At 71.8% G+C, this 25206-nt stretch carries 23 protein-coding genes and 2 tRNA genes; 13 read left to right on the top strand and 12 right to left on the bottom strand.

Annotated features, from left to right (window positions below; translation table 11 throughout):
- Window positions 1-55 precede the first annotated feature (55 nt).
- From ACFYL4_RS03760 to ACFYL4_RS03770, 3 genes are read left to right on the top strand one after another with little or no spacing between them, the layout of a single operon-like run.
- On the top strand, window positions 56-1123 hold the full coding sequence (locus ACFYL4_RS03760; protein ID WP_387516608.1) for an NAD-dependent epimerase/dehydratase family protein: 1068 nt from the start codon (window positions 56-58) through the stop codon (window positions 1121-1123).
- A gap of 26 nt (window positions 1124-1149) precedes the next feature.
- A complete protein-coding gene (locus ACFYL4_RS03765) occupies window positions 1150-1587 on the top strand; it encodes a molybdenum cofactor biosynthesis protein MoaE (protein WP_357757551.1) in 438 nt (145 codons plus the stop codon).
- 56 nt (window positions 1588-1643) lie between these two features.
- Window positions 1644-2711, top strand: coding sequence for a S16 family serine protease (locus ACFYL4_RS03770; protein ID WP_357757889.1), 1068 nt, complete (start codon window positions 1644-1646; stop codon window positions 2709-2711).
- 327 nt (window positions 2712-3038) lie between these two features.
- Here the strand turns inward: ACFYL4_RS03770 and ACFYL4_RS03775 are convergent, their stop codons facing one another.
- Window positions 3039-3566: a PPA1309 family protein gene (locus ACFYL4_RS03775; protein WP_357757548.1), complete on the bottom strand. Its 528-nt coding sequence runs from the start codon at window positions 3564-3566 to the stop codon at window positions 3039-3041.
- A 296-nt stretch (window positions 3567-3862) separates the two neighbouring features.
- On the opposite strand from ACFYL4_RS03775, the gene ACFYL4_RS03780 reads away from it, so the two are divergent.
- The 3 genes from ACFYL4_RS03780 (at window position 3863) to ACFYL4_RS03790 (ending at window position 7405) form a co-directional block, all read left to right on the top strand.
- Entirely contained in the window at window positions 3863-6808 is a 2946-nt protein-coding gene (locus ACFYL4_RS03780; protein WP_387516610.1) for a UPF0182 family protein, read from the top strand.
- Window positions 6809-6975: 167 nt separating this feature from the next.
- Window positions 6976-7052 (top strand) — tRNA-Met (locus ACFYL4_RS03785).
- A gap of 276 nt (window positions 7053-7328) precedes the next feature.
- Window positions 7329-7405 (top strand) — tRNA-Met (locus ACFYL4_RS03790).
- A gap of 132 nt (window positions 7406-7537) precedes the next feature.
- On the opposite strand, the gene ACFYL4_RS03795 is transcribed toward ACFYL4_RS03790, so the two are convergent.
- From ACFYL4_RS03795 to hisN, 5 genes are all read right to left on the bottom strand, one after another.
- Window positions 7538-8257, bottom strand: a complete 720-nt coding sequence (locus tag ACFYL4_RS03795; protein WP_357757541.1) for an ABC transporter ATP-binding protein — start codon at window positions 8255-8257, stop codon at window positions 7538-7540.
- Entirely contained in the window at window positions 8258-9292 is a 1035-nt protein-coding gene (locus ACFYL4_RS03800; RefSeq protein WP_357757538.1) for an efflux RND transporter periplasmic adaptor subunit, read from the bottom strand.
- A gap of 9 nt (window positions 9293-9301) precedes the next feature.
- Window positions 9302-10537: an ABC transporter permease gene (locus ACFYL4_RS03805; RefSeq protein ID WP_387516198.1), complete on the bottom strand. Its 1236-nt coding sequence runs from the start codon at window positions 10535-10537 to the stop codon at window positions 9302-9304.
- Window positions 10538-10712: 175 nt separating this feature from the next.
- Window positions 10713-11249, bottom strand: a complete 537-nt coding sequence (locus tag ACFYL4_RS03810; RefSeq protein ID WP_357757532.1) for a hypothetical protein — start codon at window positions 11247-11249, stop codon at window positions 10713-10715.
- 58 nt (window positions 11250-11307) lie between these two features.
- Window positions 11308-12117, bottom strand: a complete 810-nt coding sequence (gene hisN / locus ACFYL4_RS03815; RefSeq protein ID WP_387516200.1) for a histidinol-phosphatase — start codon at window positions 12115-12117, stop codon at window positions 11308-11310.
- Between the two features lie 99 nt (window positions 12118-12216).
- Between hisN and ACFYL4_RS03820 the strand changes: the two genes are divergently transcribed.
- On the top strand, window positions 12217-12804 hold the full coding sequence (locus tag ACFYL4_RS03820; RefSeq protein WP_357757526.1) for a TetR family transcriptional regulator: 588 nt from the start codon (window positions 12217-12219) through the stop codon (window positions 12802-12804).
- Between the two features lie 96 nt (window positions 12805-12900).
- Here ACFYL4_RS03820 and ACFYL4_RS03825 read toward each other — a convergent pair whose 3' ends face one another.
- The gene (locus ACFYL4_RS03825; protein WP_387516202.1) at window positions 12901-13797 is read right to left on the bottom strand and encodes an NAD(P)-dependent oxidoreductase; all 897 of its coding nucleotides are present in this window, start codon (window positions 13795-13797) and stop codon (window positions 12901-12903) included.
- Between the two features lie 92 nt (window positions 13798-13889).
- On the opposite strand from ACFYL4_RS03825, the gene ACFYL4_RS03830 reads away from it, so the two are divergent.
- Complete coding sequence (locus ACFYL4_RS03830) at window positions 13890-14243, top strand: winged helix-turn-helix transcriptional regulator (RefSeq protein ID WP_387516204.1); 354 nt, start codon at window positions 13890-13892, stop codon at window positions 14241-14243.
- A 100-nt stretch (window positions 14244-14343) separates the two neighbouring features.
- Here the strand turns inward: ACFYL4_RS03830 and rsgA are convergent, their stop codons facing one another.
- Both rsgA and aroA read right to left on the bottom strand, forming a co-directional pair.
- Window positions 14344-15372, bottom strand: a complete 1029-nt coding sequence (gene rsgA / locus ACFYL4_RS03835; RefSeq protein ID WP_387516206.1) for a ribosome small subunit-dependent GTPase A — start codon at window positions 15370-15372, stop codon at window positions 14344-14346.
- Entirely contained in the window at window positions 15369-16694 is a 1326-nt protein-coding gene (gene aroA, locus ACFYL4_RS03840) for a 3-phosphoshikimate 1-carboxyvinyltransferase (RefSeq protein WP_387516208.1), read from the bottom strand. Before aroA ends, rsgA begins: the two co-directional genes overlap by 4 nt.
- 177 nt (window positions 16695-16871) lie before the next feature.
- Here aroA and ACFYL4_RS03845 point away from each other — a divergent pair, with 177 nt between their 5' ends.
- The gene (locus tag ACFYL4_RS03845) at window positions 16872-18044 is read left to right on the top strand and encodes a cysteine desulfurase family protein (protein WP_387516210.1); all 1173 of its coding nucleotides are present in this window, start codon (window positions 16872-16874) and stop codon (window positions 18042-18044) included.
- A 149-nt stretch (window positions 18045-18193) separates the two neighbouring features.
- Here the strand turns inward: ACFYL4_RS03845 and ACFYL4_RS03850 are convergent, their stop codons facing one another.
- Complete coding sequence (locus tag ACFYL4_RS03850) at window positions 18194-18868, bottom strand: peptidylprolyl isomerase (protein WP_387516212.1); 675 nt, start codon at window positions 18866-18868, stop codon at window positions 18194-18196.
- A 152-nt stretch (window positions 18869-19020) separates the two neighbouring features.
- On the bottom strand, window positions 19021-19506 hold the full coding sequence (locus ACFYL4_RS03855; protein WP_387516214.1) for a PLD nuclease N-terminal domain-containing protein: 486 nt from the start codon (window positions 19504-19506) through the stop codon (window positions 19021-19023).
- A 215-nt stretch (window positions 19507-19721) separates the two neighbouring features.
- Here ACFYL4_RS03855 and ACFYL4_RS03860 point away from each other — a divergent pair, with 215 nt between their 5' ends.
- From ACFYL4_RS03860 to ACFYL4_RS03870, 3 genes are all read left to right on the top strand, one after another.
- Window positions 19722-20540 carry a helix-turn-helix transcriptional regulator gene (locus ACFYL4_RS03860; protein WP_357757504.1) on the top strand — a complete coding sequence of 273 codons (819 nt, stop codon included), beginning with the start codon at window positions 19722-19724 and terminating at the stop codon, window positions 20538-20540.
- Window positions 20541-20609: 69 nt separating this feature from the next.
- Window positions 20610-21824, top strand: a complete 1215-nt coding sequence (locus ACFYL4_RS03865) for an amidohydrolase (RefSeq protein WP_387516216.1) — start codon at window positions 20610-20612, stop codon at window positions 21822-21824.
- 197 nt (window positions 21825-22021) lie between these two features.
- On the top strand, window positions 22022-22192 hold the full coding sequence (locus ACFYL4_RS03870) for a hypothetical protein (RefSeq protein ID WP_387516218.1): 171 nt from the start codon (window positions 22022-22024) through the stop codon (window positions 22190-22192).
- A gap of 10 nt (window positions 22193-22202) precedes the next feature.
- Here the strand turns inward: ACFYL4_RS03870 and ACFYL4_RS03875 are convergent, their stop codons facing one another.
- Window positions 22203-23006: a TIGR03089 family protein gene (locus tag ACFYL4_RS03875; RefSeq protein ID WP_387516220.1), complete on the bottom strand. Its 804-nt coding sequence runs from the start codon at window positions 23004-23006 to the stop codon at window positions 22203-22205.
- Window positions 23007-23117: 111 nt separating this feature from the next.
- On the opposite strand from ACFYL4_RS03875, the gene ACFYL4_RS03880 reads away from it, so the two are divergent.
- Entirely contained in the window at window positions 23118-25178 is a 2061-nt protein-coding gene (locus ACFYL4_RS03880; RefSeq protein ID WP_357757492.1) for a hypothetical protein, read from the top strand.
- Window positions 25179-25206 lie beyond the last annotated feature (28 nt).

Consider the following 25206-nt stretch of genomic DNA (forward strand, 5'->3'; position numbering starts at 1 on the left):
TACCGAAAGCAGCCAGGTTCGCCCACAGCACAGCCCCCCGGATCGGGCGGGCATGGTGGTGGCGGTCACCGGTGCCGCCTCCGGAACGGGCCGACTCCTCGTGCAACGCCTGGCCACGCCAGAAGGTTCCGTCCGCGCGCGCGAGGTCGTGGCGATCGACGACGAGTTCGCCGACCTGCGGGGGGTGACGTGGCGTATCGCCGACGTCCGCGACCCCGGCCTGGTCTCCCGCCTGCACGGGATCGACGTACTCGTGCACACCGCCGACGACCGCTCCCTGGAGACGCGCCCCTCGGAACGCCGGGCGCACAACATCCGCGCCGCCCAGACCGTCCTGACCGCCGCCGCCGCGGCAGGGGTGCCGCGCGTCCTGCTCGTCACCAGCACCATGGTCTACGGCGCCGCCCCCGACAACCCGGTCCCACTGCCGGAGAACTCCACCCGCGTCTCGGACAACAGCGAGGGGCTCATGGGCGACTTCGCCGAGGTGGAGGAACTGGCCGAACGCGCCCGCAGGGCCCACCCGGGCCTGAGCGTCACCGTGGTCCGCCCGGCCCCGCTCGTGGGACCCGAACTCGACACCCTGCTCAGCCGCCACTTCTCCGCGCCCCGGCTCCTCACGGTGAAGGGCCACGAACAGCACTGGCAGTTCTGCCACGAGGACGACCTGGCCTCCGCCCTCGCCCACTGCGCCCTGCGCGAGGTGACGGGCACCGACGGCGTGGTCGCCGTGGCCAGCGAGGGATCGCTCACCCAGGGGGAGGTCGAGGAGATCGCCGGGATGAAGCACTTCGAGGTCCCCGCCAACCTCGCCTTCGGCGCCGTGCGGCGCCTGCACCAGGCCCGGATCACTCCGGCCGCCGCCGGGGAGATCAAGTTCCTCGTCTACCCCTGCGTGGTGGACTGCGCGGCCCTGCGCGACTCCGGATGGAAGCCCGCGCACGACAACGTGTCGGCGCTCGCCACCCTGCTGGAGTCCAAGAGCGGCAAGCACGCCATCGCCGGTCGCAGCCTCGGCCGCAAGGAGGTCACCATCACCGCGGCGGGCGCCGCCGGAGCGGCCGCCGCGGCCATCGGCACCGCCGCCGCCATCCGCCATCTGCGCAAGCGCGGGAAGTCCTGATCCGGGCGCTTGATACGGTTCCCCACGTGGAACAGATCACTCTCGCGGCCGTACGCGACACGCCCCTGTCCGTCGACGAGGTCCTCACCGCCGTGGCCGACCCCCGCGCGGGCGGCACCGCCGTCTTCATCGGCACCGTGCGCGACCACGACCACGGACGCGACGTCGCCGCCCTCTCCTACTCGGCCCACCCGAGCGTGGAGGCCCAGCTGCGGGCCGTCATGGAGAAGGTCCTCGGCGACACCACCGCCCCGGGGCGCCCCGTCGTACGCATGGCCGCCGCACACCGCGTCGGCGACCTGGAGATCGGCGATCTCGCCGTGGTCGTCGCCGCCTCCGCCGCCCACCGTGAAGAGGCCTTCGCCGCCTGCCGCAGGCTGATCGACGACCTCAAGGCCCAGGTGCCCATCTGGAAGAACCAGTCGTTCGAGGACGGCGCCACGGAGTGGGTCGGCTCGCCCTGACCGAATCCCCGCCGGTCGGCCGGGGGCCCTAAGGTGTCAGCATGGTTCGTCGTGTCATGACCCTTGTCGCCGCCCTCGTCCTGCTTGCCGGGCTCGGGTACGGCAGTCTCCACCTGCCCATGCCCTACCTCGTCGCGGCCCCGGGGGTCACGGTCGACACCCTGGCGCAGCAGGAGGACGGCCAGCCCGTCATCGGTATCGAGGGGGCCGACGACTACGAGCACGACGGGTCGCTGTCGATGGTGACCGTCCAGTACGCGGGCGGCCCCGACCACAGGCTCAACCTCTTCACCCTCGTGACCGCGTGGCTCTCGCCGAGCCAGGCGGTCCTGCCCGAGGAACTGCTGTTCCCGGCCGGGCGCTCCCAGGAGGAGGTCACCGAACGGCAGACCCTCCAGATGAACGACTCGCAGACCGACGCCACCGCCGCCGCCCTCAACCAGCTCAACATCGACTACGAGGCGATCCCGCTGGTCGCCGACACCGTCCCGGACATGCCCGCGGACGGGGTCGTGGAACCGGGCGACCGCATCATCCGGGTGGACGACGAGAAGGTACCCACCCACACCACGGGAGCCGACACCGAGGAGCTCGTCGGCAGCTCCTTCGTGGTCGAGCGGGTCGGTGAGCGTGCCCCCGGCGACACGGTCGCGCTCGTCCTCGACCGCGACGGCGACGAGGTGGAGGTCGAGATGGACACCGTGGAGGGCGACCAGGGCAACGCCGCCGTGGGCGTGCTCATCGCCGACGACATGGACTTCCCCGTCGACGTCTCCATCTCCGTGGGCGAGATCGGCGGCCCCAGCGCCGGAATGATGTTCGCCCTCGGGATCATCGACCGGCTCAGCGAGGACAGCATCACCGGCGGCGCCAGGATCGCGGGTTCGGGCACCATCACCTCCGACGGCCAGGTCGGCGGCATCAGCGGTATCCCGCAGAAGATGGTCAGCGCCAAGCGCGACGGCGCGGAGTACTTCTTCGTGGCCGCCGAAAGCTGCTCGCAGGTCGCCCAGTCCGCCGCCTACGGCCAGCTGGAGGTCGTACGGATCGAGACCCTCACCGACGCCATGGACGCCCTGGAGGTCATCCGGGAGGGCGAGGGGGACCTGCCGCGGTGTGAGTAGGAGTGTTGTGTGTTTCTTTGCACCTCCGCTTCGCTTCGGTGCGTGTTCGGCGCCTTTGCAGAGGGATTCGGGTTGAGGCAGGCACAGCATCCTCGTCTGCGCCTGACGCTCGTTCCTCGCTGGCGGCTTGACTCGTCTTGCAGAACCCTCTCCGGCGCTCGAACGGGCACCCCCTTGTGGTGACGGGACTCAGGCGGGTCACACGGCTGTTGTCGGGGTCGCAAGGCGGGTCACATGGCTGGGGTCGAGGAGTTCTCGCACCCTGTTGAGGGACTGGGCATGAGAGGACCCCCGGACCGTGTGGTCCGGGGGTCTGTGCGTTCGGGGTCAGCCCTGCTTCGGGGGGAGCTCCTCGTCCAGGTCGAGGGTGAGGGCGAGCGCGGAGGTCAGCGCCGGGATCAGGTCCGGACCGTTGAGCACCTCGGACTCGCTGTCGTGACTGCGCATCCGCATCGCGCAGTGGCGCGAACCGTCGCGCAGCACACCCGCGACCATGCGGATCTCCTCGGTCTCCTTGCCGGAGGCGGAGGGGTCCTCCCCGGCGGCCAGGGTCTCGTCCGAACCCTTCACCACCAGGCGCTCCATGACCAGCGCGCACCCGGCCACGCCCTCGGGCCACAGGATGCGTCCCAACGCCTGCTCCAACGGCACGTCCGGGGACAGCGCCTCCTGCTCGACCGGGGTCAGCTCGTCGGGGTCGGCCGGGGAGCCGATCCCCAGCAGGCTCGCCAGAGCGGGCTCCGCCGCCAGCAGCTCCGAGGTGGGGACCAGGGCGTACAGCCCCAACGGGCGGTCCCACCCCTGCTCGGCGGCGTGGCGTTCCAGGTCCATGACTGCTTCGCGAATGTTCGACACGTTTCCATGGTCGCCGATGTGGGAACCTCGCCGGGCCCGTTCGGCGGCAGTAGGGTCGCAAGGTGCCTTCCGGTTGCGACTCCGATACACCAACGATGCAGCCTTGTCACCGGGTGGAGGGTGATTTCGGGAACCCGACGGCCACCGATTAAGTTTTCAGTAATGAAGGCGCCACACGCGCACCCAACGCACCTACCAAGCCAGAACGAGGGGGAGGCGTGAGCTTCCGATCGCCCGGCGCACCACCTGCGCGTATGCCTCGCCGATCAAGGTTGCTCGCGCCAGTCGCGGCGACCGTGGTCGTCATCATCGCGGTGTTGATGTTCGCCGCGAACTTCTGGACCGACTACAAGTGGTTCAACTCCATCGGTTACACGTCGGTCTTCCTGACCGAACTGTGGACCCGGGTCCTGCTCTTCGCCGTAGCGGCGCTCGTGATGGCGATCATCGTCGGCGCGAGCATCTTCTTCGCCTACCGGGCCAGGCCCCGCAACAGACCGATGAGTCTGGAGCAGCAGGGCCTGGACCGCTACCGGCAGTCCATCGACCCGCACCGCAAGCTCTTCTTCTGGATCGCGGTCGGCGCCCTGGCGCTCCTCGCGGGCGCGGCCGCCAGCGGCGACTGGCGCTCCTACCTCCAGTTCGTCAACGGTGTCGACTTCGGGGTGAACGACCCCGAGTTCGGCATGGACATCGCGTTCTTCGCGTTCACCTACCCGTTCCTGCGCATCCTGCTCGGCTACCTCTACGCCGCGGTGATCCTGGCGTTCATCGCCGCCGTGATCGTGCACTACCTGTACGGCGGGGTCCGCCTCCAGAACGACTCCGGGCAGCGCGCCACCCCCGCCGCCCGCGTGCACCTGTCGGTCCTGCTGGGCCTGTTCGTGCTGCTGCGCGCGGGCTCCTACTGGCTCGACCGCTATGGGCTGGTCTTCTCCGACCGCGGCTACACCTTCGGCGCCTCGTACACGGACGTGAACGCGGTCAAGACCGCCCTGACCATCCTCACGGTCATCTCGGTGATCTGCGCGGTCCTGTTCTTCGCCAACATCGTCTTCAAGAACACGATGATCCCGGTGGCCTCCCTCGGGCTGCTGGTGCTGTCCGGCGTGGTCGTCGGCGTGGCCTACCCCGAGATCGTCCAGCGCTTCCAGGTCAGCCCGAACGAGCAGCGCCTGGAGAGCCCCTACATCGAGCGCAACATCGAGAGCACGCGCGAGGCGTACGGGATCGCGGACGCCGAGGTGGAGACCTACGACGCCACCACCGAGCTGACCCCGCAGGAGCTGGCGGCCGAGGCCGACACCATTCCCAGCGTCCGCCTGGCCGACCCGGCCGTGGTCTCGCAGACCTTCCAGCAGATGCAGCAGGTCCGAGGCTTCTACCAGTTCCCGGACGTGCTGGAGGTGGACCGCTACCCGGACTCCGACGGCAACCTGATCGACACGATCGTCGCCGTGCGCGAGCTGGACGGCCCGCCCGCCGACCAGAACAACTGGCTCAACCGCCACCTGATCTACACCCACGGCTTCGGCATGGTCGCCGCCGCGGGCAACCTGATCGACGACGAGGGCCGCCCGGTCTTCACCGAGTACAACATCCCGCCGCGCGGCGAGCTGAGCGACGTCGTCGGCGAGTACGAGCCGCGGATCTACTACGGCCGCGAGGGCGCGGACTACGTCATCGTCCAGGCCGAGGAGGAGTACGACCACCCCCTCGACCCGGCCGCGGAGGAGCCGGACGTCCCCACCCTGGAGGACGCGGTCGAGGCCAGCCCGAGCCCGGACGAGGCCCGCGCGCCCAGCGACGGCGCGGAGGAGTCCCCGGCTGCCGAGGACACCGAGGGTGCTGAGGGCGCCGAGGCCACCGAGGAGGGGGGCGAGGACACCCCGGCCGGTGGTTCGCAGGCCTACAACCGCTATGACGGCGACGGCGGCGTGCCGCTGAACAACTTCTTCGACCGCATCCTGTACGCGATCAAGTACCAGGAAACGAGCATCCTGCTCAACAGCGCGATCACCAGCGACTCGAGGATTCTCTACGAGCGCGACCCGCTGGACCGCGTCGAGAAGGTCGCCCCCTTCCTCACCGTCGACAGCCGCCCCTACCCGGCGGTCGTCGAGGGCAAGGTGGTCTGGATCGTCGACGCGTACACCACGTCGGACGGTTACCCGTACGCCAAGCGGATCGACTTCACCCAGGCGGTGTCCGACACCTTCACCGACGGTTCGGTGCAGCAGGTCGGCGCGCTGCCCGGCAACGAGGTCAACTACATCCGCAACTCGGTGAAGGCCACCGTCGACGCCTACGACGGCAGCGTCACCCTGTACGGCTGGGACGACGAGGACCCCGTCCTCAAGACCTGGGAGGGCGCCTTCCCCGGCACCGTGGTGAGCAAGGACGAGATGAGCGACGAGCTCGTCCAGCACCTGCGCTACCCGGACGACCTGTTCAAGGTGCAGCGCGAGATCATGCGCGAGTACCACGTGACGGACGCCTCGTCCTACTACGGTGGTCAGGACTTCTGGGAGGTCCCCAACGACCCGACCCGGGAGGGCGAGACCTCCGAGCCGCCGTACCGCCAGACCATCAACTACCCCGGTTCGGACGAGCCCAGCTTCTCGCTGACCACCACGTTCGTGCCGAACAACCGTGAGAACCTGGCCGCGTTCATGGCGGTGGACAGCAACCCGGAGTCCGACGACTACGGCAGGCTGAAGCTGCTGGAGCTGCCCAGGAGCACGGTGATCTTCGGTCCCGGCCAGGTGCAGAACGCGTTCGACTCGGACGCCGACGTGCGTGAGGTGCTGCTCCCGCTGGAGCAGTCGAACGCCGAGGTGACCCGGGGCAACCTGCTGACCCTGCCCTTCGCGGGCGGTCTGCTGTACGTGGAGCCCCTCTACGTGCAGGCCGGTGGCGGCGGAGCGGCGTCCTTCCCGCTGCTCCAGCAGGTCATGGTCGGCTTCGGTGAGGAGGTCGCGATCGGCAGCAACCTCCAGGACGCCCTGAACAACCTGTTCGAGGGCGAGAGCGGCGAGACCCCGCTGCCCGAGCCGGGCGCCGAGGAGGGCTCCGAGGAGGAGACCTCCGAGGCAGGCTCCGGGGACAGCGAGCCGAGCGACCTCACCGAGGCTCTCAACGAGGCCGTCGAGGCCTGGGAGGAGGCCCAGGAGGCGAACGAGGAGGCCAACGAGCGCCTGCGTGAGGCTCTGGAGGCCGTCGAGGAGGCCGCGGGCAACTAGCCGGCGACCCCACCGGGAAGGCCCTCGGGCCGACGCGTGCCACGGGGCGGGACCCGCCGGGTCCCGCCCCGTCCGCGTGCCCGGGCCGGGCGGGGAGGGACGGACGGGGCCCCGCGCGGGCCGATTTGGCTTTGGCGCCGGGGCGCGCTAATCTGAAGACACAACGACGCGGGGTGGAGCAGTTCGGTAGCTCGCTGGGCTCATAACCCAGAGGTCGCAGGTTCAAATCCTGTCCCCGCTACCAGGGCCGGACCCGGGAGAAATCCCGGGTCCGGCGCTTTTCCGGCTCCTTCGGCCCGTTCGGGGGAAACGGATGCGTATTTCGGCGGTGAATTCACGGTCGAGTGCGCGCACGGTGGAAATGCCGGTGCGGACCGCGAGGAACGCCTGGTAGAGTAGACCACGTCTGGTTCGGGAAACCGATCAGGGCGGACACGGGGTGGATCTCCGATCGGTTGAGTGTCACGAAAAGCCGATTTGCCACCCGGGGCGAAAGGCCCTAAAGTAGAGATCACAACGACGCGGGGTGGAGCAGTTCGGTAGCTCGCTGGGCTCATAACCCAGAGGTCGCAGGTTCAAATCCTGTCCCCGCTACCAAGGAAAAGCGCCGGGTGGAGAAATCCACCCGGCGCTTCTTCGTGTACGCGCGTGATCCCGCGACGTCCCCGAGGGGCGGGACCGCGGACGGCCCCGGTGCCGACTGGGGAAGAGACGGCACCGGGGCCCGGTTCAGCGGGTGCGGCCCTCCACCAGCTCCACCACGCGGTCGGCCCGCTCGGCCACCTTCGGGTCGTGCGTCACCACGACCACCGCCGCGTCACGCACACGGGCCTGGTCGATCAGCTGGTCCATGATCATGGTGCTGCTCGCGGCGTCCAGGGCGCCCGTGGGCTCGTCGGCGAGGATCAGCGCGGGTTCACGGCTCAGCGCCCGCGCCAGGGCCACACGCTGCTGCTCACCGCCGGAGAGCTGGTGCGGCTGCGAGTGCAGGCGGTGCCCCAGCCCCACCGACTCCAACAGCTCCTTGGCGCGGCTGCGGCGCCTCAACACCGGCACTCCGCCGAGCACCATCGGCACCCCCACGTTGGCCAGGGCCGTGCGCCGCTCCAACAGGTGGAACTGCTGGAACACGAAACCGATCCCGGACCCGCGCAGCCGCGACCTGCGCCCCTCGCGCAGGGGCGTGGTCTCCACCCCGTCGAACACGTACGAGCCCGAACTCGGCCGGTCGAGCAGACCCAGCACGTTCAACAGGGTGGACTTGCCCGAACCGGACTGACCCACGATGGCCACGACCTCGCCCCGGGCGACGTCGAAGGCGCAGTCGTGCAGCACGTCGATGCGGGACCCCGACACCATGAAGTGCCGGGTCAGGTCGCGGACCCGGAGCAGCGGGGCACCGGGGCGGCGCGGGGCCGTCACCGAGGGGTACGGAGCGTCGGCGGTCATCTAGCCCCCCATCCCGTAGAACTCGTCGTCGAACTCCTCCTCGTCCCCGGCGCCGGGAACGTCGAAGCGGGGGTCCAGCGGCACCGGGTCCAGAATGGAGTCGCCCACCTCAAGGCCCTCGGTGACCTCCACCAACTGGCCGTCGGACAGGCCGAGGGTGACGGAGCGGGGCTCCTCGGAACCGTCCTCGGCCACCACCAACACCTCGCCCTCCTCGGAGGTGCCGCGCACGGCCGTCACCGGAATGACCACGACGTCCTCGGCCTCACCGGTGCTCACCGAGAGTTTGCCCTGGACACCGTCGAACACCTGGAGGGAGGAGGGGACACGGCAGGAGAGCTCGGCTCCGCCACCGCCTCCGCCCTCCTCGGAGCCGTCCGAGAACTCGTCCTCCGGGCTCTCGGCGATCGGCGGTCCGCCGTCGCCCGCGCCCAGGGAGATGAACGAGCACTCCGCGGCGGGCGGCCCCTTGTCGATCTGGAGCATGATGTCCTCGGGGTCCTCGTACAGCCGGTACAGGTCGTTGGCGGGAACCGTGGCCACCGCGCGGAACTGGTCCGGGGCGACGGTCGCCACGGTGGCACCGGGCTCCAGGACGTCGCCGACCTGTACGTCTCCCATGCCCTTGAGCGTGCCGCCGGCGGGCGCGTACAGGGAGACCTCGCTGAACGCGGGAGCGGCCCCCTCGCCGTCCTCCTCCGTGCCGGCGGCCGTCTCGGCGGGCACCTTCACGTTGATGACCGGTGCGCCGTTCTCCACCGAGTCGCCGTTGTTCACCCACAGGTGGGTGACGGTGCCGCCCTTGGGAGCCTTGAGCGCCTTGCCGGGCTCGGCGCGCACGGTCGCGTCGAGTACGAGCACGGAGGTGACCGTGCCCAGTTCGACCTCGACGGGCGCGCCGCCGACGTCCAGGGCGGACTCTCCGAAGAACTCGTCCTCACCGCCGGAGCCGAAGCTGTTCAGCAGGAAGTAACCGGAACCGACCAGACCGAGCACCAGGGTGACGGCCGCTCCGATGATGATCCACTTCTTCACTTGTGTCTCCTATTCCCGCAGCCCGGCGACGACGGACGCGCGCAGCGCCCGGATCGCGGGGATGATCCCGGCCAACAGCCCGACGAAAGCAGCGCTGCCCAGTCCGACCAGGGCGGCGGAGGGCGGAACGGTCATGCTGATGTCGGGCGGCAGCCACATGAGGTTGCCGATGACGGCCGCGGCCACGGCGACCAGCAGCCAGGACAGGGCGAGGGCGATGAGACCGGCGACGATCGAGACCACCACCGCCTCCATCACGACGGCGACGAACAGTGTGAACCGGCTCGCTCCGAGCGCCCGGTAGGTCGCCAGTTCCCGGCGCCGCTCCCGGACGGTGACCAGACCGACGTTGAGGACGCCGAGCAGGCCCGTGGTGAGGGTGACCACCGCGATGCCGAGCAGGCCCATGGAGAGGTAGCCGATGAGCTCGTCGGTCATCTCCGAGTTGTCGGAGCGGTAGGCCATGATGCTGTCGCGGCTCTCGATGCCCCAGCGCCAGCTCGCGGAGGCGAGGCGATCGGTGAACTCCTCGCCGAAGTCCTCCTCGGCCGCGGCCGAGTCACCGGGGTCGATCCGTGCGACGTAGCTGACCTGTGCGGCGGTCCGGTCGGCCGGGTCCCAGTCGGGGCCGAAGAGCATCGGTCCCGAGACGGGGGCGTTCAGCAGGTAGGCGCTGTACCAACCGCGCTCGTACACCGAGCTCTGGGTGACGCCGACGACCCGCACGTCCGTCCACTGGTCCGACCCGATCTGGACGTCGGAGAAGTCGCCCAGCTCGTTGGCGAGGGCCTCGTTGACCACCAGGACCGGAGCGCGCGAGTCCAGGTCGGCCTCGGTGAACCAGCGGCCCCGGACCAGGTTGATGCGGCGGATGTCACCGAGGGCGACGTCCACGCCGACCAGGTCGATGTCCCGGAACACCTGGTCGCCCTGGCGCAGGGGCGGCGCGTTGTCGGTGCGCTGGTGGACCGAGACCTCCAGGGCCCCGGCCCGCCCCAGGTCCTCCTCGAACGCGTCGAGGTCGGAGACGGCGTCGAAGACGGTGACGTCCATGGTCGCCGCGCGGCCGGCGTTGGCCTCGCTGAAGGCGGTGGCGTAGCGCTGGCCGAGTTCGCCCGCGGTGACCACCATGATCAGGGCGCCGACTCCGACGACGATGCCCGCGCAGGACAGGATGGTCCGGGCCACGTTGGCCCGGGAACCGGCGAAGGCCAGCACGATCCCGGCTTGGAGGGAACGCAGCATGGAGCCCCTTCCCGTGTGTGTAGGTCCCGGCGCGGCGTCGGGCGGCGCCGGGCGTCCCCGCGTTGGGCGGGGTGTCAACAGGCCCATCGCCATCACGGAGGGTTTTGGTTCATGCGGGAGAAGAATATTCTCTCGACCGTTCCCGGACACACGGGGTCACGACTCGGGGTGCGGCCTAATCCGTCGACTCGACCGTGAAGCCGTCGCAGGTGATGGGCGCTCCGGTCCCGGAGTCGGACCACAGCACCGTGTACACGCCGACGGCGGGCCCGTCCGCGCCGTCGAAGTCACCGGGGTAGTCCAGGCGCGCCCAGGCGTCCCCGGAGAGTTCGGCCTCGGCGGAGGTAGCCTCCCCCTCCGGGTCGGTCACGGTGGCCGCGACCGACCCCGAGTGGGCGCCCTCGGAGTCGGACAGCCCGAGCCCGACCGGATCGCCTTCCTCCACGGGCCTGCGCGGTGCGTCGCTGCGCCATCCGCCCGGGTGGGCCGGGTCCACGGCGGGGGAGCACGCGTAGAGGGAGGGATCGAACAGGGTGTCGGGCACGCCCAGCCCGACGGGGCCGGACAGGGCGGGGTCGCGTACGGTGTCGGCGATCATCTCGGTGAGCTGCGTCGGGGTGTGGCCGTGGCCCTGGGCACACCCCGTGGCCAGGAGGAGGGCCGCCCCGCACAGCGCGACCGCGCGCCGTCGGTGGGTGGTCGTGGTCAGCACACAGCGCACGCTACTACTGAAAGTAGTCGCGTGGGTGCTCTTTGTTGTCCTCTGGTGGCTATTCCGGACGCCGCAGCGGTGTGGGCCCGCCGTTGAGCCACGTGAGCACCTGGTCGTGGACGGCGCCGTTGGTGCACACCAGGGGCCCGCCGTCCTCGAAGCCGTCACCGCGCAGGTTGGTGGCGCGGCCCCCGGCCTCCTCCATGATGATCGGCAACGGGGCCGCGTCCCACAGGGAGAGCTCCGGCTCGGCCGCGATGTCCACGGTGCCCTCGGCGACCATCACGTGAGACCAGAAGTCGCCGTAGGCGCGCGTGCGCCACACCGACCGGGTCAGCCCCAGGAACGACTCCAGGTGCCCCCGCTCCTCCCAGCCGGTCAACGACGAGAAGCTGAGGGAGGCGTCCTTGAGGTCCTGAACCTTGGAGACCTGGCAGCGGGAGGCCTTGGACAGGCTACGCCCCGACCAGGCGCCGCTGCCCTTCGAGGCCCACCAGCGTCGGTGCAGGGCGGGGGCCGACACCACGCCCACCACGGGGCGGTCGCCCTCCAACAGTGCGATGAGCGTGGCCCACACGGGAACGCCGCGCACGTAGTTCTTGGTGCCGTCGATGGGGTCGATCACCCACACCCGGTTGCTGTTGCCGGTACGCCCGTACTCCTCGCCGACCACCGCGTCGCGCGGACGCGCGCGGGAGAGCACACCGCGCAGCGTCTCCTCGACCATGCGGTCGGCCTCGGTCACCGGCGTCAGGTCCGGTTTGGTGTCGACCACCAGGTCGAGCGCGCGGAACCGCTTCAGCGCGATGTCGTCGGCAGCGTCGGCGAGCACGTGGGCCAGCCGCAGATCATCGTCATAGGACACCATGGCCGACAACGCTACCCTCCCGGGCGGGGACATGCCCAAAGCGGCTCCCCGGGCGTGACCGGAGCGTGAGGGGCGGGGCGTCGGGACACGGATGCGAGGATGCAGGGCGTGAGCGCACAGAAGAGGCCCCCCGAGGGCGGCGGGGTTCGCGAACGGTTGATGGACGCCGCCCGCGCCGAGGTCCTGGCGGGGCGCTGGGGCGAACGGCGGATGGTCGACGTCGCCGCCACCGCGGGTGTCTCCCGGCAGACCCTCTACAACGTGTTCGGCAGCAAGGAGGGGTTGCTCCAGGCCGTCGTGGTGAGGGAGGTCGGTGCGCTCCTGGACACCGTCGAGGAGACGCTGGAGGCCGACGGCCACCCTCCCGCGCACGCGGTGGGCCGCGCGACCCGGATGGTCCTGCTCGCGGTGCGGGAGCGTCCCCTGCTGCGAGCCGTGGTCACCGGGGACGACCGGCTCCTGCCGGTGCTCACCACCCGGTCGGCGCCGCTCTTGGACGCGCTGCGGGACCGCATCGCGGGGACCCTCCGGGAGCGCTGCCCGCAGACCGACCCCGACACGGCCGAGGCCGTGTCGGACGTCACCGTGCGGTTGACCGTGTCGTACGCGCTCCAGCCCGAAGAACCGGACCTGGCGGCCCGCAGGGTGGAACGGGTCGTGCACGGCATGCTGCCCGAGCACCGGTGAGGCTGGTGCCAGGGGTCGAGCCGGGGCGGGCCGAGCGCGCCGGGGAGGGACCTTCACCCTCCCCGACGCCGCCCCGGCTCAGGGCAGGGGAGCCGACTACGAGGCGGCGGGCCGGGCCTTCTTCGAGAGCAGGCCGATCGCGCCCGCCGTGCCCTCGTCGGCGTACCCCTGGCCCAGGCGCTCCTCCAGCAGCTCGAGGTAGGGGGCGAGCAGGCGGAAGTCCACCCCCTGCTCCCGGGCGGCCACCTCGAAGGTGCGAAAGCCCGAGACCAGCATGCCCAGGTTGGCCTGCACGTCCTTCGTGTAGTCACCGCTGTCGAGCTGGTCGGCGATGGCGCCATTGGAGGGGAGCATCGCCGTGAGCCAGGCGGTGAGCAGCCCCGAGAACTCCTTCAGCGGCATCTCCTCCTCCCGCACCAGCGCGAACGCGTGGGTGACGCCCGCGAACATGCCGTACATGGCGCTGAGCAGGGCGATGTCGTACAGGGCGGCCGCACCGGGGCGAGTCCCCGTGTAGCGGACGCCCAGGACGGCCGCCAGAGCGGATTCGTGCTCGTCCAGGACCTCGCGGGAACCGCTGTAGAAGACGTAGCCGCCGCCCTCGGGGACCCCCACCATCGAGGGGCTGGCCATGATGCCGCCGCTGAGAAAGCGCGCGCCCCTGGCGTGCGCCCACTCGGCGCGGGCGTCGGCCTCCTTCGGCGTGCCGGTGGTGAGGTCCACGAGGTCCGTGCCGACGAGGTCGGATTCCTCCAGCGCGGTACCGACCGATGCGTCGTCCATCAGGCAGGTGACGACGAGGGTTCCCGACGCGACGGCCTCGGCGGCGGTCGCGGCGACGTCGGCGCCGAGGGCGCGTAGCGGTTCGGTGCGGGCCGGAGTACGGTTCCAGACGGTCAGCGGGTGTCCGGCGGCGAGCCAGGCCCGGGCGAGGGCGGTGCCCATGGCGCCGAGTCCGAGCAGGACGATGCGGGGCTTGGTGTCGTTGGTCATGTGTCTAGGCTGGGACGGTGCCCGCCGAGCGACAAGTACGCACTTGGAAGTGGGCGCGCACCACGGGGTAAGCGAGCAGGTGGGTGGGGGACATGGTCGTCAGACGCGGGGAGCTGGGGTACCACTGCGGGATCGACGCCGCGATGGACGTGGTGAGCGGCAAGTGGAAGGTGCTCGTGCTGTGGGCGCTCGACCAGCGGCCGTACCGGTTCGGAGAGCTGCGCCGGGCCCTGCCGGGGGTCACCGAGAAGGTCCTCGCCGCGCAGCTGCGAGAGCTGGAGGACGACGGGATCGTGCGGCGTGAGGACTTCGCCGAGGTGCCGCCACGGGTGGAGTACTCGCTGACCGAGCTCGGGCGCGGTCTGAACCGCGCGCTGGAGCCCCTGGGCGCGTGGGGCCGCGAGCACCGCCTACCCGCGGACTACCCCGGGGCCCGTAGCGCCTGAGGGGCGTCCCGGCCCGGGGGCCCGCCATCGGCGGGCCACCGGGTGGTGCGGGGGGTTCTTCCGCACCGTTCCTCCCGGGCCCCAACCTGCCCGTGCCGGGTCAGGAGTGCGGGCCGGGCGGCGGGGCGTTCTCGGTGTCGTCGTCGCCCTCGCGGCTGCTGAGGAGCCTGCGGAGCGAGGCCACCCGCTCGGCGTCCACCTCGCCGCGCGCCAGGGCCGCGCCGATGGCGCACTCCGGGGCGTCGGGCTGGTGCGTGCAGCCGGGCGGGCAGTCGGCGGCGAGCTCGGCGAGGTCCTGGAAGCCGGACACGATCTCCTCCGGGGAGACGTGCGCGAGTCCGAAGCTGCGCACCCCCGGGGTGTCGATCAGCCACCCGCCGTCGAACCGCAGCGCGAGCGCAGAGGTGGAGGTGTGGCGGCCACGGCCGGTGACGGCGTTCACGTGGCCCACCGCCCGGTCCGTGCCCGGCACCAGTCTGTTCACCAGGGTGGACTTGCCCACACCCGAGGAACCCACGAACACCGTGGTGCGATCCGCGAGACGGCCTCGCAGCTCGTCCAGGTCACCCTCCGGGCCGAGCACCTCGTAGGGCAGCCCGAGGGGCTCGTAGGTGTTCAGCATCTCGTCCGGCGCGGCGAGGTCGGCCTTGGTGAGGCAGAGCAGCGGTTCGAGCCCGGCGTCGTAGGCGGCCACCAGGCACCGGTCCACGAACCGCGGCTGCGGCGCCGGGTCGGCGAGGGCGCAGACAATGGCGAGCTGGTCGGCGTTGGCCACGATCACGCGTTCGACCGGGTCGGTGTCGTCGGCGGTGCGTCTGAGCACGGAAGCCCGCTCGCGCACCCGCACCACGCGGGCCAGGGTGTCGGGTCGGCCGGACAGGTCGCCGACCACGTCCACCCTGTCGCCGACCACGATCGATCCTCGGCCGAGTTCACGGGCCTTCATCGCCACCACGGGGACACCGCTCACCAGGCAGCGGTACCGGCCCCGGTCTACGGCGGTGACCAGGCCCTCCACGGCGTTCTCGTGCTTGGGCCGGTTCCGGGTGCGGGGCTTGGAGCCGCCTCGGGCGCGCACACGGATGTCGTCCTCGTCCAGATGGCGGCCCCCGCCCCGCGTGCGGCTCATGCCAGGACCTCCGACCACAGACCCGGGAAGTCGGGCAGCGTCTTGCGCGTGGTGGCGATGTTCTCCACCTCCACCCCGGGCACCGCGAGCCCGATCACCGCGCCGGACGTGGCCATCCGGTGGTCGTCGTAGGAGTGGAAGACCCCGCCGTGCAGGGCCCGGGGCCGGATGAGCAGCCCGTCGGGCAGCTCCTCCACGTCCCCGCCCAGGCGGTTGATCTCGGCGGCCAGCGCCGCGATGCGGTCGGTCTCGTGCCGACGCAGGTGGGCGATCCCGGTGAGGCGGGAGGGGGAGTCGGCCAGGGCCGCCACGGCGGCGATGGTGGGGGTGAGTTCGCCCACGTCGCGCAGGTCGGCGGTGATCCCGTGGATCTCGCCGGTACCGCGCAGGGTGAGGTCCTCACCGGAGCGGGAGACCTCGCCGCCCATGCGGGTGAAGAGATCGCGCAGCGCGTCGCCGGGCTGGGTCGTGTGCTCGGGCCATCCCTGGACGGTCACCTCGCCCTTGCTGACCAGGGCCGCCGCCAGGAACGGCGCCGCGTTGGACAGGTCGGGCTCGACGGTGATCTCCGATGCCCGGACCGGACCCGGCTCCACCCGCCAGGAGTTCTCGCCGGTGGTGACGCGCACCCCGGCGGCGCGCAGCATCTCCACGGTCATGTCCAGGTGCGGCTGGGAGGGGACCGGCGGGCCCTCGTGCCGCACGTGCACGCCCTCGGTGAAACGGGCACCGCTGAGCAGCAGCGCGGAGACGAACTGGGAGGAGCCCGAGGCGTCCAGGGTGACCTCGCCGCCGCGCACGGAGCCGACCCCGTGGATGGTCATCGGCAGGGCGCCGCGCCCCCCGTCGTCGATGTCGGCGCCCAGCGCGCGCAGGGCGCCGAGGAGCTCGTCCACCGGCCGCTCGCGGGCGCGCGGGTCGCCGTCGAAGCTCACGTCCCCGGAGGCCAGGGCCGCCAGCGGCGGGACGAACCGCATGACGGTGCCCGCGTTGCCGACGTCCACGGCGGCCGGGCCGCGCGGCGCGACCGGCGTGACGGCCAGGTCCGGGACGTCGGGGTCGCCGGAGTCGACCTCGGTCACCTGGGTGCCCAGGGCGCGCAGGGCGCCCACCATGAGTTCACTGTCCCGGCTCACCAGCGGGCGGCGCACCACGCACGGGGTCTCGGAGAGCGCGGCCAGGATCAGCGCCCGGTTGGTGACGGACTTGGAACCGGGCAGGCAGACGCGGGCGCGCACCGGCTGCCGCGCGACGGGCGCGGGCCAGTGCTCCCCGGCGGGGGCAGCGGGCGAGGCGGACGGCGTGGGCACGGAGTCAGGCATGGTCCAAGGTTATCGGTCCGGGGTCGGCGGCGGAGGAGGACGCCGTCAGCCTGTGGACGGACACGGGACGCACGGGGCGCGGGGACGGGTGGCCGGGCGCGTGCTCCGTCCGTGGACGAAGGGGGAGAGGGACGGAGGCTGGGGGCGGACGTTGCCCGACGTATCCTGGAATGCGCCATGGTGTATCTCGATCACGCAGCCACGACCGATGTCCGCCCCGAGGTGATCGCCGACGTGGCGGCCGAGCTCGGCGCCCTCGGAAACCCCTCGTCCCTGCACGGACACGGGCGGGCCGCCCGCCGTACCGTCGAGGAGTCGCGCGAACGCGTCGCCGAGGCGGTGGGAGCCACACCGCACGAAGTGGTCTTCACCGCCGGGGGGACCGAGTCGAACAACATCGCGATCAAGGGCCTGTACTGGTCGCGCAGGGCCGCCGACCCCGCCCGCACGCGCGTGCTGGTCAGCGCGGTCGAGCACCACGCCGCGCTCGACCCCGCCCGGTGGACCGCCGACCACCAGGGCGCCGTCTACGAGGAACTGCCCGTGGACGCCTTGGGGCGGGTGCGCCCCGAGGTGCTGCGCGCGGCCATCGAACGCGACCCCGCCTCGGTGGCCGTGGTCTCCGTGATGTGGGCCAACAACGAGATCGGCACCGTCCAACCGGTGCGCGAGCTGGCCGCCGTCGCTGCCGAGTACGGCGTCCCCTTCCACACGGACGCGGTCCAGGCGGTGGGCGCGCTGGAGGTCGACTTCGCGTCCAGCGGCGTGAGCGCCCTCACCCTCAGCGGCCACAAGCTGGGGGGGCCGGTCGGCAGCGCGGCCCTGGTGGTCGCCCGCGGACTCGCCCCGACCCCCGTCCTGCACGGAGGGGGGCAGGAGCGCGACATCCGCTCCGGAACCCTGTCGGCGCCGCTCGCACGCGGGTTGGCGACCGCCGTGCACGCCGCCGTCCTGGGACGTGAGGAGCACGCCAAGCACCTGACGGCGCTCCGCGACGAACTGGAGTCACGGGTGCGCGGGGTCGTGCCCGACGTGGTCGTCAACGGCGACCCCGAACTCCGGCTTCCGGGGATCGCGCACCTGTCGTTCCCGGGCTGCGAGGGCGATGCCCTGCTGATGCTGCTCGACGCCCGGGGTATCTCCTGTTCCACCGGTTCGGCCTGCTCGGCGGGGGTGGCCCAGCCCAGCCACGTGCTGTTGGCCACCGGGGCCGACCCGGACGTGGCGCTGAGCAGTCTGCGGCTGTCCCTGGGGCGTACGTCCACGGCGGAGGACGTCGACCGGCTGGTCGAGGCGATCGGCCCGGCGGTCGAACGGGCCCGGGCCGCCATGGCCAAGCGGCGGCGCTGACCCCGCACCGGCCTCGCGCGTTCGTCCCACGAGGGCGGCCGTGACGCACGGGGCCCGCGCGTTCGGAGGCCGGGCGGGGCGCGAACGACGACGGCGGCGGCGCCCCGGGGCACCACCGCCGTCCGCGTCCCCGCTGCCGGGGAGCGGGATCACTCTCCCGCGTGCTTGATGGTGACCGACTCCAGGACGACGTCGCTGTTGGGGCGGTCTCCGCCGTCCGTGGGGACCACCGAGATCGCCTCCACGACCGCCATCGACTCCTCGTCGGCGACCTTGCCGAAGATGGTGTGCAGGCCGTTCAGGTGCGGGGTGGGCGCCACCGTGATGAAGAACTGCGAACCGTTCGTGTTCGGCCCCGAGTTCGCCATGGCCAGCAGCCCCGGCTCGTCGAAGCCCCGCCCGGACGAGAACTCGTCCTCGAACTTGTAGCCGGGGCCGCCGCGCCCGGTCCCCTCCGGGTCGCCGCCCTGGATCATGAAACCGTCGATGACGCGGTGGAACACCGTCCCGTCGTAGAACTCGGCGTCGCCCGTGCGCGGGTTCTCCGGGCCGTCGCCCTCGGCGAGTTCCACGAAGTTGGTCACGGTCAGCGGTGCCTCCGAGGCGAACAGCTCCACCTCGACGTCGCCCTCGCTGGTGTGCAGCGTGGCACCGTCGACGTCGGGGACCGCCACGTCCGTGGCGGTCGGCTCGGTGGGTTCCGTGGACTCCGTGTTCGCGGGGGACTCCGGCGCCTCCGTGGACTCCGGCTCGTTCTGGCACGCGGCGGTGGCCAGCAGGGCGGTGGAGGCGAGGATCGCCACCGGCAGGGTCAAGCGGTTCATCGGTTCACTTCCGGGGTCAGGTTCGCGGCGGGGCGGCACACAGAGTACTGCGGGCGGATCGGCGCCCGGCCCGTGGGCTGGCCGAACCGCCGTCGCGGGCGGCCCGCGCACGTCGGCCCGCGCACGTCGGCCCGCGCACGTCGGGGCGGGCGTCAGGAGGAGGGGCCGATCGGGTCGCCGTCGCCGTCGCGGTCGCGGCGCGGGTCACCGGCCTCCCCCCTCGGCTCCTCCCGCTCCGGAGCGCCGCGGTCGCCGTGCTCGCGCTCGTTCCGCTCCCGGGACTCCCGCTCCTGGATCTCACGTGCGCGACGGCGCTGTTCCTCGGCGCGTTCACGGCAGCGCCGCAGGAACGCCTCGTCCTCCTCCGGGGAGACGGCGCGGGCGCGTCCGGGGTGCTCGTACTCGGGAAACGGCGAGACCGGTCCGGCCTCGGTCCGGGCGAGCGCCGGGTCCCGGGGCGGACGGCCCAGCAGGAACCACAGGGCCGCGCCCACCTTGGGCAGGAACAGGACGATCAGGGCCCACACCGGTTTGGGGAGCAGCCGCACCCTCGCGGTGTCGGCGCCGATCACGTCGAAGAGCACGTACACCCAGAAAACGAGTGACAAGAGGGCGAGGAAGAGGGCGAAGTAGACCAACGGACCTTCCAATCGGGGGAAACACTCGGCAGCGCTGGTGCGACATCATCGACTTTGTACTGACTTATCACGGATGGCCGCACCCGCCCGGTCGCTTGACCAGCCGCCCCGACCCGGGAGAAGGTCGAACCACGGGGGCTGGGGCGCCGCACCGAGGGTACGTCACCGTACGCCCCCCACAGGTGTGTGCTGACCGGCCGAGGACGGGAGAGGTTATGGGCGTGAACGCCGTGTTGCCGTCGGCGATGTGGCTCCCCTTCGGTGCGCGGGTGCTGCGTGCCCGCTCCGACCGGGGCCTGTCGCGGGCGGAACTCGCCAGGAACGTCGGGGTCACCGACGACAAACTCCGCGAGGTGGAGGACGCGCACTGCCGCCCGGCCCGCTCCCTGGTCGAACGGGTCGACACCGCGCTGGGAACCGAACACCAGCTCGTCGACGCCTGGGCCATCACCCTCCAGGCCGAGGCGTTCCCGAGTGAGTTCGGCGACATGAGCGAGCTCGGCACCCACGCCGCCCGGCTCTGGGAGCACCAGCCGATGGCGGTCCCCGTCTTCCTGCGCACCCAGGAGTACTCGCGGGCCATCCTCGAACCGCGCCACCCCCACCTCGACCGCGACGAGATCGAGGCGATGGTGGAGGACGAGATGGCCGAACGCGCCGCGACCACGGGCCCCGGGGGCCCCGCGCTGCGCGTGGTCCTCAACGAGTCGGTGCTCCAGCGCCCCCAGGGCGGCGCCGACGTCCTCAACGGGCAGCGGGACTTCCTCGCCGACCTCGTCAAGGCGGGCATCGTCAGCCTCGCGGTGATCCCCGAGGAGACTCCGCACCACCCGGGCCTGGGCGGCGCGTTCCGCATCATGGAGTTCGACGACCGGCCCAGCATGGTCTACGCCTTCGCGGCCCAGGGCGGCGAACTCACCGGCGACAGTGAGGACGTCGGCCACTGCCGGATGGTGCGCGACTCCATCGAGGAGGCCAGCGTGGACCTCAGCCCCGAGTCGGAACTGCTCACCGCGCGCTGGCCGGACCGCTGAGCGGTCGTTGGCGGATCGGTCACCGAACACTCTTGGGAACGTGACCGTCCATCGGCTAGGTTGCCCGCCATGGATATCGCAATCACTTCCGGACACGTGGTGCCCGTCGACGGCGACCCCATCGACGGCGGCACGGTCCTCATCTCCGACGGAAAGATCACGGCCGTGGGACCGGCGGCCGAGGTCACCGTCCCCGAGGGTGCCCAGATCGTGGACGCCTCGGGACAGTGGGTCCTCCCCGGATTCGTCGAGGCCCACGGCCACGTCGGCATCCACGAGGAGACCATCGGCTGGGCCGGTGACGACACCAACGAGATGACCGACCCCAACGCGGCCCGTATGCGCGCGATCGACGCCATCAACCCCGCCGACCAGGGCTTCGCCGACGCGTTGTCCGGCGGCGTCACCAGCTCGGTGATCAAGCCCGGCTCGGGCAACCCCATCGGCGGTCGCACCGTCGCCCTCAAGATGTGGGGGCGCAGCGTCGAGGACCGCCTGCTCAAGGAGCCCGCCAGCGTCAAGAGCGCGCTCGGCGAGAACCCCAAGCGGGTCTACGGCAAGAAGGACACCCTCCCCTCCACGCGCCAGGGCGTCGCCGCGGTCATCCGCGACGCGTTCACCAAGGCCGAGGACTACCGGGCCAAGCGCGACCACGCGGCGCGGGAGGAGATGCCCTTCGACCGCGACAACACCCTGGAGACCCTCGTCCAGGTGCTCGACGGCGACGTGCCGTGGTGCCAGCACGTGCACCGCGCCGACGACATGCACACCGCCATGCGGCTGGCCGACGAGTTCGGCTACCGGCTCATCATCAACCACTGCACCGAGGGCCACCTGCTGGCCGACGAGATCGCCGAGCGCGGTATCCCCGTCATCACCGGGCCGCTCATGACCAGCCGCTCCAAGGTGGAGGTCGGCAACCGGACCCTGGCCAACCCGGGCATCCTGGACCGTGCGGGCGTGAAGGTCGCGCTCACGACGGACGCCCCGGTCATCCCGATCGAGTTCCTCGTCTACCAGGCCATCCTGTGCGTCAAGGAGGGCATGGACCGCGACTCCGCGCTCCGCGCCCTCACCGTGAACCCCGCGGAGATCATGGGTCTCGACGACCGCGTCGGCTCGCTGCGACCCGGCCTGGACGCCGACGTCGTGGTGTGGTCCGGCGACCCGCTCGACATCATGAGCCGCGCCGTGCGCGTGTTCGTCGACGGCCGAGAGGTGTACACCTACGACGAGACCACGCGTTCCGGGGTCGTCGCGGACCCCTACTACCGGGAGTCCTGATCCCCGGCCGGTGAGTCCGGCCCCTCGTCGCTCTGAGGTACCTCAGACGCCCCGACGCCGTGCCCCCCGTCACCTGAGGAGGGGCACGGCGCCGTCGTTTCGTGAACTCTCCCGATGTGCGGCGGGGGACCTTAGCCGGAGTCTGGAATCAGCCGGGGCAGCGCCCGGCGGAACGGACACCAGCCAGGGGGAACACGATGCACCCGGACCTCGCCGCACAGGCGGCCGACCTCTACCGAGCCGAGGCCGAGCGGACCGCCCGAGAGGAGCGCGCCGCGCGCCAGGCCAAGAGGGCGGCGCGCGCGGCCGACAGGGAACGCGAGGCGCGCCGAGAGCGCGCCTCCCAGGAGACCGCCCGCGGTGCCTAGGACCCCGCGCCTAGAGGGACACCCGGCGGAAGGGCAGCCCGCCCTCGGGTTCGTCGCCGAACAGGACCGTCACGCCCTCGGAGCCCATCCGGTCGAGGAAGGCCTGGAGGCCGCCCTCCCTGGGCGGCGGGGTCAGCACCAGGGGCGTACCCGAGGCGATCGCGGCGGTGAGCACCGCCAGGTCGGAGCCGAGGGCCGCCAGCGGGGCCCCGGGGGCGACGACCACCGCGAGCCGGTCGCGTTCGCCCAGGTCCCACGCCTTGGCCAGATCCCGCCCGGCCGCCACCACCTCGGCTCCGCTGAGGACGCGGTCGGCGGACTCGAGCGCGGGCTCGGCGGCGTCGACCGGGTAGGCGGGGAAGTGGTCCCCGTGCCCGCGGACCTCCACGGTGTAGTCGATGACCATCGGCGGGACCTCGCGCAACGGCAGGCCCAGCGGGTCCAGGGACGTCCCCACGACCTCCTCCGCGCCCCCGTCCAGAGCGGCCGCCAACTGGTCTGGGCCCGCCACCGCGACCTCGGGGGCGTCCCCGCCCCCGGTGAGTACGGCGCGGGCCCCCACCGACCAGCACGACAGCGCCCACGCCAACGACTGCCAGTGCGGAGGCAGGGAGAGCGCGATCCGGTCGCCGGGCTGCGTGCCGAAGCCGTCCACGAGCATGTTCGAGGTCTTGGACACCCAGTTGTCGAGGGTGGCCCGGGACAGTTCGATCCGGTCGCCGAGGTCGTCGTAGGCGGTCACGAACGGGCGTGAGGGATCGGCGGAGACGAGGGCGCGCCAGAGCCGCGCGGGAGAGTCGGACATGGCGCCCATGCTAGGCGCACCCGCACCCCCACGAGGCGGGCCGACCACCCCTTTGTCACGGTCGCGCCGTGAATGCGGACGGAGTGTGCGTAGCGGGGGGCGAAGTGCCAGAGTTGCCTCATGCGCCTGCTTCCCGGACGGCTCCTCGCCCGTGTGACCGCGCTCCCCGCGATCGCCCTCTCGGCCTGGCTCCTCGTCGCCTTCCCCCTGCTGGTCCTCGGCCAGTTCACCCCGCTGACCGGGCTCGTCCTCGGACTCCCCGCCGTGCTCGCCGCGTGCGCCCTGCTGCCGCGCCTGGTCCCGGACCCGCCGGAGGGGGAGGACACGCCCTGGTGGCCGGTGGTCGCCGTGCTTCTGGTGACCGTGGCCTTCGCCGCCGTCCAGATCGCCTACCACGCCGAGGCCCTGGTGATCCGGCGCGACCCCGCCTCCTACGCCATGTACACCGCGTGGATCGCCGACAACGGGTTCCTGCCCATCCCGCAACAGCGCGAGCTCATCGCGGGCGACGACCCGGCACTGAGCTACCAGAGCCTGGCCTACTACCAGCGCGACGAGGTCATCTGGCCGCAGTTCATGGCCGGGGCGCCCCTGGTCCTGGCCGTCGGGCACTGGCTCGGCGGGCTCGACGGCATGCTGGTGACCACCCCGGTGCTGGGCGCGCTGGGCGTCCTCACCTTCGCCGGCCTCACCGCCCGACTGGTCGGTGCGCGCTGGGCCCCCCTGGCCGCCCTCATCCTGGCCGTGTGCCTGCCGCAGCAGTGGGTGAGCCGCTTCACCTACAGCGAACCCCTCGCACAGATCCTGCTCCTGGGCGGGATGGTCATCGCCTACGACGCCCTCGCGAGCCGAAGCGCCCTCAGGGACCGCTGGGGCGGCCCCCAGATCCTCGCGCTGGCGGCGGGAGTGGTGTTCGGGCTGGGCGTCCTGGTACGCATCGACGCCATCCGCGACCTCCTGCCGGTCGTGGGGTTCGTCGGCCTCCTGTTGGTCGCCCGGCGGGGGCAGGCGCTGCCCCTGCTCGCGGGGCTGGGCGTGGGTGTGGGCTACGGGCTGGTCGCGGGGTACGGCTACTCCCAGCCGTACCTGGAGTACCTGTCCGACTCCCTCAACCCGCTCCTGCTCATCAGCGCCGCCGTCATCGGCGCCACTGTGGCGCTCACCGCCGCGCTGTGGCGCTTCGGCCTCCCGCACACCGAACGCGTCCGCTGGCTCCCCAACGCGATGGCGGCGGTCGCACTGCTGGTCATGGTCGGTTTCGCGGTCCGTCCGCTGCTCTGGCCGGACTACGGCCACGGCAGCGACTTCACCGACCAGTGGGTGGCCTCCGTCCAGGACATCGAGGGCCTGCCGATCGAGGGCAGCCGCACCTACTACGACATGAGCCTGTACTGGGTGGGCTGGTACGTGGGCCTGGGCACCGTCCTGTTCGCCTCGCTCGGCGTGGCGCTGGTGCTGAGGCGCCTCACCCAGCGCCGCGACCTCCAGTGGCTGCTGCCCGCCATGCTGCTCGTGTGGACGGTCGCCACCACGCTCCTGCGCCCCGCCATCACCCCCGACCACCCGTGGGCCAGCCGACGCCTGATCGTGCTGGTGATCCCCGCGTTCGTGCTGTTCGCGGTCTGGTTCCTGGCCTGGCTGACCCGCTACTGCGAGAGGTCCGTCCGCGGTGCCCGCACCGCGTCTCTGGTGCGGAACCTCCCCGTGGTGGTCGCGGCCGGGGCGGCCGTGGCCCTGCTCGGACCCGGTGCCGTCACGTCGGCCTGGGGAATCATGGGGTACCGGCAGGACGTGGGCACCGTCGCGGAGACGGAACGCCTCTGCGGGTCGCTGCCACCCGACTCCTCCGTCGTCGTGGTCGACTCGGGGATGGCGGGCAACTACATGCCGCTCCTGCGTAACGTCTGCGGGGTGCCCACCGCCGCCCTCGACGACGCCTCGCCCGAAGCCGTCGACAGGGTCGTCACCGCGATCCACCAGAGGGGGCGCGACGCCGTCCTCGCGGCCTCGGACTGGCAACTGATCGACGCGGCCACCGACTCCGAGGTGGAACCGGAGCGGCACTTCCACGTCGTCGCCCAGATGGACCCCAGTACCCTCATGGAGCCCCCGACCGGACACTGGACCTTCAACGGCAGCGTGTGGACCGCGGTCCTGCCCGCAGCCGACGACCCGGCGTGAGTCCCACGCCTCCCCGACCATCCCGCTG

Origin of the sequence: Nocardiopsis sp. NPDC006938 (assembly GCF_042869555.1) — a bacterium.
Taxonomy (GTDB): Bacteria; Actinomycetota; Actinomycetes; order Streptosporangiales; family Streptosporangiaceae; genus Nocardiopsis.